This window comes from Pseudomonas sp. HMWF006 (genome assembly GCF_003061205.1).
Classification (GTDB): Bacteria; Pseudomonadota; Gammaproteobacteria; order Pseudomonadales; family Pseudomonadaceae; genus Aquipseudomonas; species Aquipseudomonas monsensis.
In genome coordinates this window covers 20702-35794 of the sequence record NZ_QAIU01000443.1, presented here as the reverse complement: position 1 = coordinate 35794, position 15093 = coordinate 20702, and the positions used below count along the sequence as shown (strand labels likewise).

The 15093-nt window shown below is 59.8% G+C and carries 5 protein-coding genes; 2 read left to right on the top strand and 3 right to left on the bottom strand.

Features of this window, described 5'->3' with window-relative positions; translation table 11 throughout:
- Both DBR24_RS18695 and DBR24_RS18690 read left to right on the top strand, forming a co-directional pair.
- On the top strand, positions 1-3763 hold a 3763-nt coding region (locus tag DBR24_RS18695; RefSeq protein WP_305889082.1), incomplete at its 5' end, for a TcdA/TcdB pore-forming domain-containing protein.
- Positions 3764-4028: 265 nt separating this feature from the next.
- Positions 4029-11096 (top strand): TcdA/TcdB pore-forming domain-containing protein, encoded by a 7068-nt coding sequence (locus tag DBR24_RS18690; RefSeq protein ID WP_128615481.1) that lies wholly within the window; start codon positions 4029-4031, stop codon positions 11094-11096.
- A gap of 79 nt (positions 11097-11175) precedes the next feature.
- Here the strand turns inward: DBR24_RS18690 and DBR24_RS18685 are convergent, their stop codons facing one another.
- The 3 genes from DBR24_RS18685 to DBR24_RS32840 form a co-directional block, all read right to left on the bottom strand.
- Entirely contained in the window at positions 11176-11772 is a 597-nt protein-coding gene (locus DBR24_RS18685; protein ID WP_064117315.1) for a MarC family protein, read from the bottom strand.
- A 159-nt stretch (positions 11773-11931) separates the two neighbouring features.
- The gene (locus tag DBR24_RS18680) at positions 11932-14706 is read right to left on the bottom strand and encodes a hybrid sensor histidine kinase/response regulator (RefSeq protein ID WP_123471035.1); all 2775 of its coding nucleotides are present in this window, start codon (positions 14704-14706) and stop codon (positions 11932-11934) included.
- A 99-nt stretch (positions 14707-14805) separates the two neighbouring features.
- Positions 14806-15093: phosphoribosylglycinamide synthetase C domain-containing protein (locus DBR24_RS32840; protein ID WP_305889081.1), on the bottom strand; the 288-nt coding region annotated here is incomplete at its 5' end.

Below are 15093 nucleotides of genomic sequence, written 5' to 3'. Positions count from 1 at the left end.
GACGTTAATCAACGAAATGCGCCTGCGCGAATATCAGGCGGCAGGTGGCGAGATACCGGCGTTGTCGATTGCGCTGCAAGTGCAGGTTTATGTCAGCTATGCGCAGTTGGGTTTTGGCGTGCTGACCGATACCGCGCAGATCATCAATCTGGTGCGTCAGGTCGCGGCCAGTGAGCAGGCGCTGGCCGTGCGCCAGTCGTCGCTGTCCGGACGGTTGCTGGGCCGCACCGCCACGGCGGCCGGTGTCGGCTTTTCCATCGTCAATATCGGCTTCGATGTTTATGGGCTGACGGTGGCCGAGAATCATGAGCAGCGCTCGCGGTTGTCCGCGCAACTCACGTTCGATATCGCCGCGCTGGGGCTGGACGTGGTCGCGCTGACTGTGGGCGGAACGGCCGGCGCCGCGGCGGCGATTCTGTCTGTGCCGCTGCTCGGGGTCGGGATCGGTGTATCGGCCATTGCCAGCAACCTGGGACAGATCAGCGACAAGGCGACCGCCGTCGGTAACCATTTGCGCGCCATCTACAATGCTTACCAGCACGGCGCCTACACACTCGAACACGGGGTCTTGCAGTTCCCGCCCGAGGCGGTCATCACGCGCCTCGACCTGAAAGCCGATGAAGCGCGATTCGACAGCCAGAAGTTTTACCCCTGGAAGGGCGGTGCGCTCGAGTTACCGCAGTACAACGATGACCCGAAACAGCTGCACCGGGCCGTCGACATTCGCCAGGCACTGGAGCTGCCTGAGGTGATCAGGCTGGGCAATGCCGGTGGTCGTCATACCGTGGTGTTGCCGTGCACACCGATCTGTTACTTCGGTTACGAATACCAGTTGGGAGGTTCGGGCTATGACTATGTGCCATTGCCTGGAGAGCGGGTGACGCCACGTCTCGCGAGTGAGATACGCGGGCCGAACTGGTGGGCATTGACGTCGCTGCCGAAGGTGCTGGGAGAAGTGTTGACTAACAGTTCGAACAACGGCATCCATACCCGATATCCGCAGTTGCGCAACGCAGTGGCAGACAAGCTTGAATATGACAGGCAAGGCAACCGTCAGGTGTATCTGCACAGCACGCCATCGTTCAAGCACATCCTCTACAAGCTGCATCCCTTCTGTAAAACAACGAAAATCAGCGTGCGACTCGACGATCAGGTTCGTCAGTTGGTGGTTCCAGAGCTGCCTAAAGAGTGGCACGCAAAAATCTCCTACGAAATCGTTGCCGCCGCCGGTCAATACCAGCTGCAACTCACCCCCGGATTGGTCGCCGTGAGGTTTCAAGGCAGTGCCAAATGGGTGGTCCGTGCGCCGTGGGTCAATATCGAACGCGTTGTGTTCAACGCTTCGCCTCCGCTGGCGGGCGAGCGTTTATCGGCAGGCCACGATGCTCGCACACTGAGTGTCGACGGTATGCTGGTTATAGGTTTCGACGGCTTGATCGAACTGGCTGACGGCGAGCTGTTCCAGGTCGACTGGCAGGCGCGCCGTTTGCGCCTGGTTTCGGTCACGCTGCAGGACGGGCAAAACACCCTGCAACAGGTTCTGGTTCATCTGCGCAAACGGGCTGGCGAGAGGCGTCTGGCGCAGGGCTATGTGACCCTGAACGGATTCGAAGTGCCCTACAATCCAGCCCGCTCGCCGGTGCTCACTACGGCTTATTACGACACGCGGCAGGAGCGCTTGCTGTTTGCCCGCAATCTGCCTGTCGAGGTCAATCGCGGCCTGGTGTTGGGCGCGGCGACCGCCACTCATGCGTGGTTCTATCACCCTGATCACGGGACGATATGGCAGGTTGATGCGCTGACCGGCACCGTCGTGCGTCGCTATCGTCTGCTCAGCCTTGACCTAGGCACCAGGATTACGAGTTTCACCCAACAGGCGGACGGCAGTCTGCATATCGCGCAGCAGTTGCGTGAGCAGGCATCCGCGAGCAAGGTCGAGACCACACTGACGTTCCAGATCAGCGGACTGAAGGTGACGTTGCTGGATATCAAAATGTGGTCGCCCGGCCTTGAGGGCTCCAGCCTCAAGCCCGAAGACGGAAGCAGAATCTCTTTTCTGCGGCACCGTCTGAAAAAGGCTCGCCCTTTCGCGGACGGAACGCCAGGCATGGCATCGGCGATCAGCATTTGGTCATACACTCCCTTTGTTCACGCGCACGCTTACTCTTTTGACGTGTTGCTGGAGCGCGCCTGGATTGCCACCGGCCATGAGCGATACTTTCGCGCGCAACACGGCAGTGCGCCTGACATGGTCATGCTCATGCCCAAGGTAACGGATCCGGAAGCCGCGCTGATTTTTTACAGTAAAGACACTCAGACGCTCAGTCATGGCATCGAACTCAGAACCGATTACTTCTTCAATCAGGTCATCGCGAAGGACATCGTCGAGGTCACCCGGGCAGGGGATCGTTATATTGCCACCCGCGCCGATGGCCGGCTTTTCGAGATCGACTTGAGCGCCAAAGCCAATAACTGGCAGTCCGAAATCGACGAGCACGTGTTGAAGTTCTTCGGTTTGGGGCAGCACTGGCTGCAACGCAATCCTGATTGGCTGAGCGCCCTACCGGCGTTGGCCAAGGCCTATAAATCGGAACCGTTTCCGATCCTCGGCCTGACCGGTGCATCCGGCGATGCGTTGCTGGCGGTGTGGTGTATGGGGGAGAAGGTTGTGCTGGCCCGTGGCAGCGAGCGCAAGGAGTTCGCCTTGCTGGGGCGGACTCCGGATGAGCAGGCCGTTTGGCTGCTGGACGTTGCCGCAGGGCAAATCCTGCGCCAGCCGCTGATGCCGCTCGATGCACTGCGCAAGGTGTTTGGTGACGGTCAGCGGCTGCTGCATCCCGACTTATTGCCAAACGCGGAAAAAGTCTGGCCGAAATGGACATTCAGTCAGGTGTCGGCCGATGGCGAAGGTTTGGTGGGCCGCACTCGCGAAGGGGTGAATCTGCAACTGCGCGATCATCAGCCCGCGCGCATCGTCGGTGTCGAGAATGCCTGGTCGTACGTGTATAGCGAATCACCCGAGGCATTGCGGGCTCGCTTGAGAGCGCTGGTGCACGAGCAGCCCCACGCCGCGTTTTTGCCCTTGGGCAGTGTTCCGGATCGCTACAAGTATTACGTGCCGGCACTGGATCGCGTTTTCGAGATTGCGGGACGAGCCGATGGGCAGTACCCGCAGTTTCTGGGAACCCTCAACGAGACGGTGCCGATGCTTTTCGATCCGGTGGACGGGTTGATCTTCAGTCGCGGATCCGCGGAGGATCTCTGGCTGCCAGGCAGTTACGCCCATCGTGAAGGTGACGTGTTGTCGCTTGAAGTGAACGACGAAGTAACGGATTGGCTGCCAATGTTGCCTGATGGGGTCGACAAGTTGATTCTGACTTTCGGCGCGCAGGCCGCCCGTTATCGGCTATCGGAACCCGTCTGGCAGCGCCTCGATTGTATTGTGGTCAATCCACGGCGTAGCTCCGGGCTCGAGATGCCGCGAGCAGACTTATTGACTCTGGATTTACCTGAAGCCGGACATCTGCTGATGTCCCGGGTCGCCGGGCATCTGGTACTCAGTGACCCGGACAATGCCCACAGCTTGATAGTGCGGGGCGTCGATCCGCAGGATGGCGAGTCGCCAATGCCCATGGCCCTGGCCGTCACCATTGAAGGCAAACAGTGCACGTTGAGCATTGAACAGTGGCTGCAGGCTTACTCACGGGCACAGGGCGATGAAGCCATTGTTACGCTGGGCGCGGTGATCAAAGAAATAATCTGATTTATAAATCAAAATTTAAATGGCAGGGCCGCCAACAGATTATTGGCGGCTCTTTTGTTTTTAAAGTTATCGGTTGTCAGGCAATAGTTATTGTTTGTTGGGGTTGTCGGTTGTGCGTAACAGACGGTCTATAAATGTCCATGTGTCTGCTGACATGGACGCTTGCAATTGGCGACGCACGATAATATTTGAATGTAATCCGGTTTGAGCCTGAAGTTGATGATAGTTAGCGTGTTGGCTCAATTATCTCGTTGAGACCCGGTTCATGAAGAGTAATAAAACATCCGAGGATAAAGAGTTTGATTTTGCCAGTCTGTTTGATCTGGCCGATCTTAAAAAGGCTCTTGAACTGCAAGCCGACAACCAACTGAGTGATGCCGTACTGCGTTTTTACAGCGCTTGTGTCGACCCCCAAAACTCCGCACGAATACTTGAACCGCTGGCCCTGCTGCGTCAGACCCTGGCCCTGCTGCTGGCGCCGGGGCGAGTAAAGCGCGGTACGGAACAGCCTGTCACGAATGACCGGCTAACGAATATCTACCATCAGGTCGAACACTTCGAATCCCGTGTTCAGTCGAGTGCTGCGCTGCTCAAAACCGCGCCGACGCCTGTTGCGAAAACGCTGCACTTTGTCTGGCTCGGTGGTGGTGTCGGTGACATACAGCGCGATTACCTCTACGTCTGGCGCCAGGTGCTTGCCGGGCAAGGTTATGCACTCAATCTCTGGTATGACAGTGATGCACTGCTGGCCCACCAGACCAACAAGTTGATTGTCGAGGCGGCCAAGGCCGACGCGCTCGCACAGGTTGGTGAAAAAGTCATTGATGAAAGTGCGTTGGCCACTCTCTACGAAGAGCGCGCGATCGTCTTGAAGCAGCAAATGTACGCCCACATCAATGCTGCCGTTGAAGGCGGCGAGTCGGCTGATGAAGCACGCATCGCGTTGTTGGTCGAGGCCTACGGTCAGGACCGTGCCACGTTGCAACTGCTCAGGGAGCGCAATCGTGACAGCGTGCAGGCACTCGCGGGAGCGGACCTGCAGTTGCGCGATCTTGATGTCGGCGAAGAACCGCTGCAATTGCAAGACATCTACGAACGCGAGACCCGTTTGCGCGGCAATCTGGCGGCGGCGTCCGATGTGGTGCGTGCCGAGGTCCTGTACCGCGAAGGTGGCAGTTACGCCGATGTGGATAACCTGCCACCGCTGCGAAAGCATCTCGCCGGTGTTGACATGGGCAGCCTTCAACCGCCGGCCCGCGCCGGCGTCTTGCAACTGATGCTCGATCACAATCCGCACTGGATGCCCGGACGTCAGGCGCTGCGTCAGCGCTATACGCATTATCTGGAACAGATCCCTCTCGAGCACCGTTCGACAATCGAAACCTTCGCCAAAAGCCATCCCGCCATGGGCGAGGTGTTTCAGCCTCCGGCAGATCGGCTGGTCCGACCTTTTGCGCTGAGGGCTGTTGCTGAAGGGGGGTCGATGAGCAATGCATTTTTGATGGCTCACCCCGGCGCAGCGATGTTGCAATCGCTGATCAAGCGATTGCGCTTGAGCTATGACTTGATTGATGCCACGGCCCGTTTAGCGGTGCAGCGAAGAGTTGCGTTGAGTGACAGCGAGCGTATGTCAGAGCTGGCAAATGAGGCGTTAGAGAAATTCTATGGCCCTCTGGGCGAACTGCCCGCAGAGCAGGAAATTTTTGCAGCGTATCTGGCCCGTGCAGCAGCCTGTCACTTCAGTGACGGCATTCGCCTGCAAAGCGAACTGACCATCTACCTGACCGGACCCGGCGCCATGCGCGACAGCATGGGCGATTACGAAAGAACTCACTTTACCCCTGTGGATGCGCAGGTGTTTCGCGCGGATACGCCTATCTCTGCCCTTGGGACAATCAATCGCGATACCGAAGAGGAGCAGGACCACTCCTGGAAAGACAACGAAACCGATCCTGAGCAATGGCTCAAGACAGAGCGCCAGCGCTGGAGTAGCGGTGAATATAAAACCCGTTATGCGGGTGATATCGGGCAGTTGCTCAAGGGCTCGACCCTGGTGTTTGAACAGGGATGGCCAAAAATCGAAGGCCGCACCGTATTGCTGACGGACGTCTTGCAGCACCTGGTCGATACCCTTGGCGAGCCGTTTATCAGTGCGATGCGCCTTGGTCATGATGGCCCTGTCAACTTTGAGCATCCATTGCCGTTGAGTTACGCCGAACGCCAGCTGATCAGGCAACAGCCAGCCAGTGCGCTGCCTCCGCCGTTTCTCAGTGTCGCCAATACGCAAACGCTGGGGCTGGATGAAGTGCTGGTCGGGATGGGCCGTGGTGAGCTCAGTCTTGACGAGATTACCCCGTTGCAACGACTGGCCCTCGGCGCACTGATTGGAGCCGATTCGCTGCACGGTCAGGCGTTCCTGGCGCTCACGGGGGAGCTGGACAACCTCGCCAACCAGGTTCGTGATCTGGGGGTTTCCAATCGTTACGCGGTCATCGAGCGACATCTGTATCAGCGACAGGATCGGGCGTTCCTGAACGGTCTGGCGGCTGACCTGTTGCCAACCAGCGCCGTGGGGGCACTGGCGCTGAAGAAAAGCGCCTTGAAGAATGCGCACACCCAGCGCCAGTGGGGGCGGCAGGTCGGGCAGATCCAACACGTCGCCACACTTGAACATCGCATGCAGATCAACGAGCAAACCGATCGCCTGCTCGGTTCGTTCGACTTCGGCAGTTTCGCAGCGGTGCCTCAGGATTTCTTGCTCGGTGGTCGCGGCGAGGCCATTGGCGGGCGGTGTTACCCATTGGCGTTGCTGATGAGCGCGGCCCTTACCGAGGGCAGCCCAGCCCTCCGGCAATTACGCGAACGCTTTTTTCTGGCGGTGATCGAGCCAGGGAAGAACGATTCGATCGCTTTCAAGCACGCGGTGGAGGAACTGCGCGGTATCGCACTGAGTGACGTCGGTACGCCGCTGGGCCATGCCGACCTCACGCAAATCAGCGCCGCTCTGGAGAGTCGCAGCGGCCCCCGGATGTTGATGCTCAACTCGGACAACCATTCGATGCTCGCGGCTAAAACCGTGGCGGGAGGGGTGACCACTTATCACTTCTATGATCCCAACTTTGGCCTGTTCGGGTTCAGCGACGCCATCCAGTTCCAGCAAGCGCTCGAGCATTTTTTCGTGCGTCAGAAGATGGCCGGTTATTACGCAGCTTACGGTGACGAAACGCGGCCACAGTTCAATCTGGCAGAGCTGCACGCCGAGCGGATCTCATCCTGGCCATTGTCCGGCGCGATAACGGCGGGCACATTGTTGAGTAATGAACCGTTGCCGGAACAACCGGAAGGCAGCCTTCGCCAGCGTCTTAATAGCGCGCACGGCCGATCGCTGATCGAAAACGCCCACCTGGGCGCGAGCCTGCTCGGGCTGGACAGCCATTGGTGGGGCCAGGAGATCGCCGCCGCCACAGCGGCCTTGCAAAAACTGCACGCCGGGGCGACGCCTTTGGTGCCGTTGTTCGAAACGCTGCAAGTGACGCCTGAAGGCTCATACCGACTGAGTCTCATCAATCCGTCAAATCCTGAGCAGGTGGTCGAGGTGCTCAGTGAGGATCACCGTCTGTTGCGCATCAAAACCTGGTTGTCCGGGCAGTTCTCAACCTTGGCGCGCAAACCGCAGCGGACCGCTGGTGGGGTGGATCCCACCGAAGCCGGCAGTGTGCATACCCTCAACGCCGGCTTCACTCTTCAGGCCTTGATGAACACATTGCGCGGACGGGAAGGGGAGGCGCGCGCACTGACCACGGCTGTGCGTCTGCATGGCTACGTCAACTATGCACAGTTGGTGCATGGCAACGTGGTGGATGTCGTGGGGCTGATTCGCCTGGTGCGCACGGCGCTGAATGAGCAAAAGGTCATTGCCCGCACCGTTGGGCCGGTGGTCAGCGAAGCGCTGGGTCACGCTGCCAATGAAGGTGTCGGCGCTGTGCTGGGGCTGGCCAACGTTGGTTTTGATGTCTACCAGTTGGCGACCGCTGAAGATGAGGTCGAGAAGGCACAGTTCGGCACCCAACTGGCCTTTGACTCAGCCAGCCTGGCCTTGACGGCGGGGGGGATCGGAGCGGCACTGGCCGGCGCCTCAACCGCTGCGGCGGTGCTCGGGGGCGCGGGGGTCATCCTCGGTGGTCTGGCGGTCGGGTTCGCTGCGCTCGCCCAGGGCTTTACCGGCATTGCACGTGATGCGGAGGCCGTCGGTAACTTCTTCGCGGACATGGAACATGCGTATCGCGGGGTCGGCTTTCACTTCGACGCCCGCCTGGGCGCCTGGACTGTGCCGCCTGCGCTGCTGGTCAAAAGCATTGATCTGGCCAATGGCAAACTGCGCCTCGACAGTCCCAAACTCTACCCTTTGCGTGATCACATCGGCGTGACGGACTACGACCTCGACTACGACCGGGCGATTGATATCCGTCAGCAGTTAAAACTGCCGGGCGAGATCGTGTTTACCCCTCCAGCCAAACAGACCATCGTCTTGCCATGTACGCCGCAGACTTGCTATGGCTATGAATACAAGGCCCTGCCATTTGGCAACCTGCGCGACGACCGCGGTTTCGATACGGCGCGACGTCTGGAAAAAAAGAACAAGAACGGCAATTGGCTGTTTCGTTTTTCGTTTTATTCCTTTCCTTGCGAATACATCCTGCATCGGTTGTATGCCGACTATCGCCAGACTGTCATCGAGGTGCAGCTGGATGCCGTCGAACGGGGCCTGGTGGCGCCGTCGCTGCCGAGTATCTGGGAGGGCAAGGTGTCCTACCGTATTTGCGGAGCCGACGCTTCATGCACATTGGCGCTGAGCCGCGGTTATGACATCGAATTGCAAGCGCCGAGCGGCACCCGATGCAGCTGGGTGCTGGAGGCCGGATGGGCGCGTGTGACGGATATCCGCGTCGAACTCGGCGAGTTGTACATCGGCAATGTGCACCTGAAGCTGTCCGGCCGTGGTCGACATACGCTGCGCTTGCGTATAGCCGATCAGCAATTGTTCCAGGTTGATCAGGTCAGGCGTCAGCTGGCGATCATCGAACAGAGTGCGCCTGCCGGGCTGGATGAGCAGGCGTTGCTGACGCACTACAAGATGTTGGCCAACGAGCATCGTTTGCTGCTGCCCTACACGCCGATTCATCAGTGGCCAATCCCGTTCGAATCACCGCAACAACCCCGGTACGTCACAGGGTGGTATGACGCGCACGAAGAGCGCTTTCTCTATATTCGCAACGAAGGCGCCGGGGAAACCGATGAGGCCCAGCTGGCGCTGGTGGTCAACGGTTATGCGTACTTTTACGTGGCGGACAGCTACGACATCTGGCAGGTCGATACGCTCAGCGGACTGATCAAACATCGCTTCCGTGTATTGCTGGAGGGGGACAGTCTGCTCGACAAATTCCAGGTCGATGCCCACGGCGTGATTCATTTTGTGCAAACGGTCAGCGCTGCCCATGCCCCGCGTGAATTCGGTTACCTGATCCACGACGGACAGTTATTGCTCGGTTCGGTGACTTACGGTCAGCATCGCGAGTTGCAAGCCACCGTGTTTGCCAGCGATACGCTGGTCGATTGGCCCTCGGTGCTGGGCAATTACCTGATCGCCCGTTCCCATCCCGAAAAAGATGGCGTGACTACGGTGGAGTGGCAACCGGCGGCCTATGTTTCCGTGTGTTGGGCATTCGATCCGGGCAAGCGCGATATGGTCTGGATCCGCAGCGCCGATCGACTGCTGATTCATCCCCAGCCGCTGCCTCGTCATGCCCGCGGCTGGAAAGACTCTATCAAGCACCTCGGCGACTTGATGCTGATGCCGATGACGGACACCGCCGATGTGTTTTTCATCTACAACCGCATCGACCAGACGCTTTGCCGGCAGGAGCGAACCGTGAGGCAGGGCCAGGCGCAATGGTCGAAACGCTGGATCGAGCCGGCAGGACTGACGCAGGTGGTGGCTGTTGACGGGGGGTATCTGCTACTCGATGACGAGGGGCGTTTCTTCAATCTGACCGCGCAAGGCGATGTGCTGCTGGCTGGCCTCGATGAGCGATGGCTGCAGGATCGAGCGCAATGGTGGCTGGCGCTGGAATCAATCGCCAAACGTTATGCGGCGAACGGTTTTGCGATTGTCGGGTTACGCAACGTCGCCGGTGACGGCAACCTGTCGGCCTGGTTTGTGAACAACCGCTTGCTGCTGTGCGATATGGGGCGCGACAAGGAAGTACGTTTGCTCGGCGTCACACCCGATAACCAGGCGTGCTGGGTGTTTGACCTCTCGAGCGGAGCGATCTGGAGCCAGCCACTCATGGATCCGCAGAATCTTGAGCGGGCTTTTGGCGCAGGTGCGCAGTTGTTGCACGCCGACGCTCTGCCTGCACCTGTGCCGGAATGGGCTGACTGGCGATTTGCCGAGGTGCGCGTCGACGGCTCGGGGTTAGCTGGCACTACGGTGGAAGGCGTATTGCTGAACCTTCGCTATCAGGAGTCTGAAGTCATCAGTGGGGTCAATCGACATTGGGTCACTGCGCAGGGCGGTCCGCTGCTCGAACGCCTGCAAACCTTGTTGAACGACGTCGATCACGAAGATTTCGTTTTCGTCGAGTCTGGTCCGGACAGTCTGCAATGGTATGACGTGCAGGGTGCCAGGCTGGTGCGCGTTGTCGGCAAAGCGCTGCCTTTGGATGCTGTTCTGCTCGGTACACAGCATCAGCCATCCCGCGAGGGGGCAACCACGGTATTGCTCCACGAGCCTGCTGCGGGCACGGTGCAGACCTATCCGGGCATGCACGGCCTTGGGCGATTCAACTACTTCCAGCGCAACGCTCAGGTGGTGACCATTGAGGCGCAGGACCGTGTGGATGATCTGTTGCCGCTGATTCCCGATGACGTCTCTTTGATGGTTCTGCGGCTGGGGCAGGGGCATGTGACCTGCAGGCTATCGCGGGCCGCCTGGCGCAGGCTTGATTCGCTGATCATTGATTGCCGGCACGCGTCGGGTGAAGTGCCAGCGGTGCCTGGCAAGTTGATCTGGGAGTTCGATGCGCCGGAAAAACTGCTCTTCGAAATCGTCCGGGAACATCTGCTGATCATTGATCCGGACAGTGAGCATTGCCTGATCTTGCGTGATGTCTGTTCTGCTGACGAGGCGTTGCGCGGCGAGGTTTTCCTCGCGTTCAATCACCAGCATTCCCATGCGGTATCGACGTGGGTGCAACGTTTGCAGGCTGGTGAAGGGCGTTCGAAAAGCATGACGCTGCAGGATCTGACGGCGGTACCGGCGATCGCCGCGTAAGGCCGTCCGACAGCAAAACGCCGCGAACCCTGTCGTTCGCGGCGTTTTGTTGTGCACCCGTTATCCGCGATCCCGGCCGTCAGGGCACCAGATAACCCTTTATACCGGTGAAGATAATCTGTGCCGCCAAGGCACAGACAAACAAGCCCATCAGCCGACTGACAATCTGCAAACCCTGATCGCCGAGGATCCGCTCGATGCGGTTCGACAGGTAGAGCACCACGCCCACGGTGAAGCTGGCCAGTGCGATGCTCATGATCGCGGTGAGTTTGTCGTCCCAGTGTGGCTGGCTGACGCCCATGACCAGCAAAGCACCGATGGTGCCGGGGCCGACCGTCAACGGAATGGTCAGCGGCACGATGGTCACGTCCTGCTGTACGTTATCGGCCTGCACCGCCGGTTTTCCCTGTGCCATGCCCAGTGCCGAAATGAACAGCACACTGCCGGCACCTATGCGAAAAGCATCCACGGTGATGCCGAACACATCGAAAATCACCCGCCCGAACAGATACAGCAACACGCTGGAGACCAGCGTCGCCAACGCCACCTTCCAGGCCAGGCGCCGTTGTTCCTTGCGCGAATAACCACGGGTCAGGCTGATGAAACAGGACAATACGAAGAACGGGCTGTAGAGCACCAGCATCTTCAGGTAAACGCTGAACAGCACATGGAGCATGGTGTCGGCTCGCGGCAGGAGAGTGTGGGGATGGAGTCTATCAGTCGAGCAGCGATTGAGGCGTGACAGAGCTCATGGCAGCGCAGGCCGCGGTGGTGTCCGTCTCGCCCAGGTCACCGGGTGCACTCGAGCGTCGATTGCATCCCGCCAACGGGCGATTCAGAAGGTCGACGCCGTTCGGTTCTGCTGATCACGCTGGGCAACCCAATGCTCGATCAACTCGCGCAACTGCGATAACTCGACGGGTTTGGACATGTGCCCATCCATGCCGGCCTGACGTGCGCGTTCTTTGTGTTCGGCGAGGATGTGCGCCGTCAGCGCGACGATCGGCGTGCGGATGCGCTGGTTGCTGACCTCCCAGGCGCGCAGTTGCTGGGTCGCGGAGAAACCATCGAGAATCGGCATTTCGCAGTCCATCAACACCAGATCGTAACGTTGGGCTTTCATCGCCTGCAGGGCTTCTTCGCCGTTGCTGGCGGTGTCCGGTTGCAGGTTGAGTTTGCCGAGCATGCCGCGAATCACTTTGGTCGAGATGGTGTTGTCTTCGGCGACAAGGATGCGGAAATCGCTCGGCACCTTGGCTGCCGTAGACGGCGTCACCACTTGCGGCTGGAACACCACCTGGCCCTTGTTGCGCTGGTTCAACTCGTCGGCGAGCGTGGTCTTGAGCGTATAGCCGGCCACCGGTTTGGCGAGAATGCGCTTGATCCCGGAGTTGCGCGCGATGATCTTGCTCGGCGCGTTGCTGATGCCGGTGAGCATGATCAGCAGGATGTCGTGGTTCAGGCTCGGGTCTTCCTTGATCTTCGCGGCCAGTTGCATGCCGGTCATGCCGGGCATGTTCTGATCGAGCAGCACCACATCGAAATAGTCGCGCAGGTGCGCCTTGGTCCGCAGCAGCGCCAGCGCTTCCTTGCCCGACGGCACGGCACTGACGTTCAGGCCCCAGGCGCTGCATTGCTGCACCAGCACTTTGCGGCAGGTGTCGTTGTCGTCGACCACCAGCACGCGGGCGCCTTGCAACGGGCTGTCGAGATCGGAAGTCGGGTGTTCGAGGCGATCTGGATCGAGCGGCAAGGTCAGCCACAACGTGCTGCCCTGACTGGCGCCGCTCTTGATGCCGAATTCGCCGTGCATCAGGCGGATCAGTTGCCGTGCGATCACCAGTCCGAGGTTGCCGCCCAGGCGGTTGGCCGAGAGGAAATGCTTGCTGTGCAGTTCGGCGTGCATCAGCGCTTCGCGTTCCTCCGGCTCCATCGGCTGGCCGCTGTCCTGCACGGCGATGCGCAGGCGCGGTTTGACACTGCGCTCGTCGAGGGCGACGACGATCAGCACTTCGCCTTCGTCGGTTTTCTTCAGGGCGTTTTCCAGCAGGCTCAGCAGCGTCTGGCGCAAGCGGGTCGGGTCACCGCTGATCACGCGCGGCACCTGCGGCTGAATGAAGCTGATCAGCTCGACGTTCTGCTGTTCGGCCTTGGCGCGGTAGATGCTCAGGCAATCGTCGATCAGGGCGTTGAGGTCGAACTGTACGTCGTCCAGTTCGATCTGCCCGGATTCGAGCTTGGAGATGTCGAGAATCTCGTTGATCAGCGTCAGCAGTTCGTTGCCGGCGCTGTGGATGGTCTGCACGTAATCGCGTTGTTTGACCGACAGCGGGGTGCCCAGCAGCAGCTCGGTCATGCCCAGTACGCCGTTCATCGGGGTGCGGATTTCGTGGCTGATCTTGGCGAGGAATTCGGCCTTGGCGTTGATCTCGGCATTGCTCGCGGCGAGGTCGCGGCTGATGCTGAAACGGCTTTCGGTGATGCTGCGCTGGCGCTCGCCCAGGGCAATGCTCATCAACAGGCCGCTGACGCAAATGAACGCCATCAGCGTCATTATCAAGCCTTGCGGTGCAACCAGGGTCAACCCGAGCAGCGCCGGCAGAATGATCAGCGTGCCGATGTTGAACACCACCATTGCCGCGACAAACAGCCGCGCCGGACGATAACCCTTCTGCCAGTGATAGACCGCCACGAACAGCATGCTCAGGCCGGCCAGGGCCACCAGCGCATAGGTGATGATGTTCAGCGGCAGGGTGTTGACGAACAACAGCAACAGGCTGCAGGTCACGATGAACAGAATGTCGCCCAGCAGCAGTTTGTTCAGCGGGTGCGGACCGAGCGGGGCGAAGAAGCGCAAGGCGAACATCAGCCCGGCCGGGGCGGTCAGCAATAGCGCGAGGTAGGCGCCCGGGGTCTGGATCGCATGCCAGTTCGGCAACCAGGGACCAGCGAGGTTGAGCAGCAACAACAGGCTGAGCGCCAGCAGAGCTTCGCAAATGGCCAGCCACAGGCTGCTGCGCGAACGGGAATAGGCGTAGCGCACCAGGTTGTGCAGCAACAACATGCCGAGGCAGCCGAACAGCAGGCCGAAAATCAATGTCTGGTTATGGTTGGCCGCACTCATCACGGCTGATTGCAGCGTGATATGCGGGCGTAACTGGTGGTCGGACACCATCCGCAGGTAGATATCGAGAGGCTTGTTGCTCTGGGGCAGCGGCAGCATGAAGTCGCTGCTCGGCAATGGCCGTTCAGCCTGGGGCTGGCGGGTGCCGGTGTCGCGTTGCTCGATCAGCTGGTCGCCGTCCAGCACATAGAGATTGAGGTGCGACAGGTCCGGGGCAAAGATGCGCAGCACCTGTTCGTGTTTGCCCGGCGCCAGTTTGAAACGCAGCCACAGTGCGCCATCGGGCTCGGCGGCCGTGAGGCGGTCCAGTTCGATGGGGCTGAATTGATTGGTGTAGCGAGCCGAGCGAATGTCGCTCAGTTGCAGATTGCCCTGGTCGTCGAGCAATACCGACCAGCCACTGCCTTGCGCGGCCTGGGCCGGGAGCATGCAGAGCAAGGTCAGCAACGTGACGGTGAAACTTATGGCAATCCTGAGCCAGCGCACGGCGAAATCCCTTCGTAGGTTGATGCCAGAATATAACGATGCGCGACGGCGGAACAGCCCGGCAAGGAACGGCATTCCCCGCCGGGCGTGATGTGCAGCTTATTCCTGGGTTTCGCCACGTTCACGGGCAATGGCGCGGTAGCCAATGTCCTTGCGGTAGAAGCAACCTTCCCAGTCGATCGCCGCCGCCAGTTTGTAGGCCTGCTGCTGGGCGTCGCTCACGCTGGCGCCCATGGCGGTGGCGCAGAGTACGCGACCACCGGCGGTGACCACGTTGCCGTCTTTCAGCGCGGTGCCGGCATGGAAGACTTTGCCTTCCAGGCTGGCGGCGGTGTCCAGACCGTTGATCGCTGCGCCCTTGGCGTAGTCGCCCGGGTAGCCGCCAGC

Coding starts and splice junctions, on each gene's coding strand:
- DBR24_RS18690 (WP_128615481.1), top strand. CDS start 4,029: ATGAAGAGTAATAAAACATCCGAGGATAAAGAGTTTGATTTTGCCAGT.
- DBR24_RS18685 (WP_064117315.1), bottom strand. CDS start 11,772: ATGCTCCATGTGCTGTTCAGCGTTTACCTGAAGATGCTGGTGCTCTAC.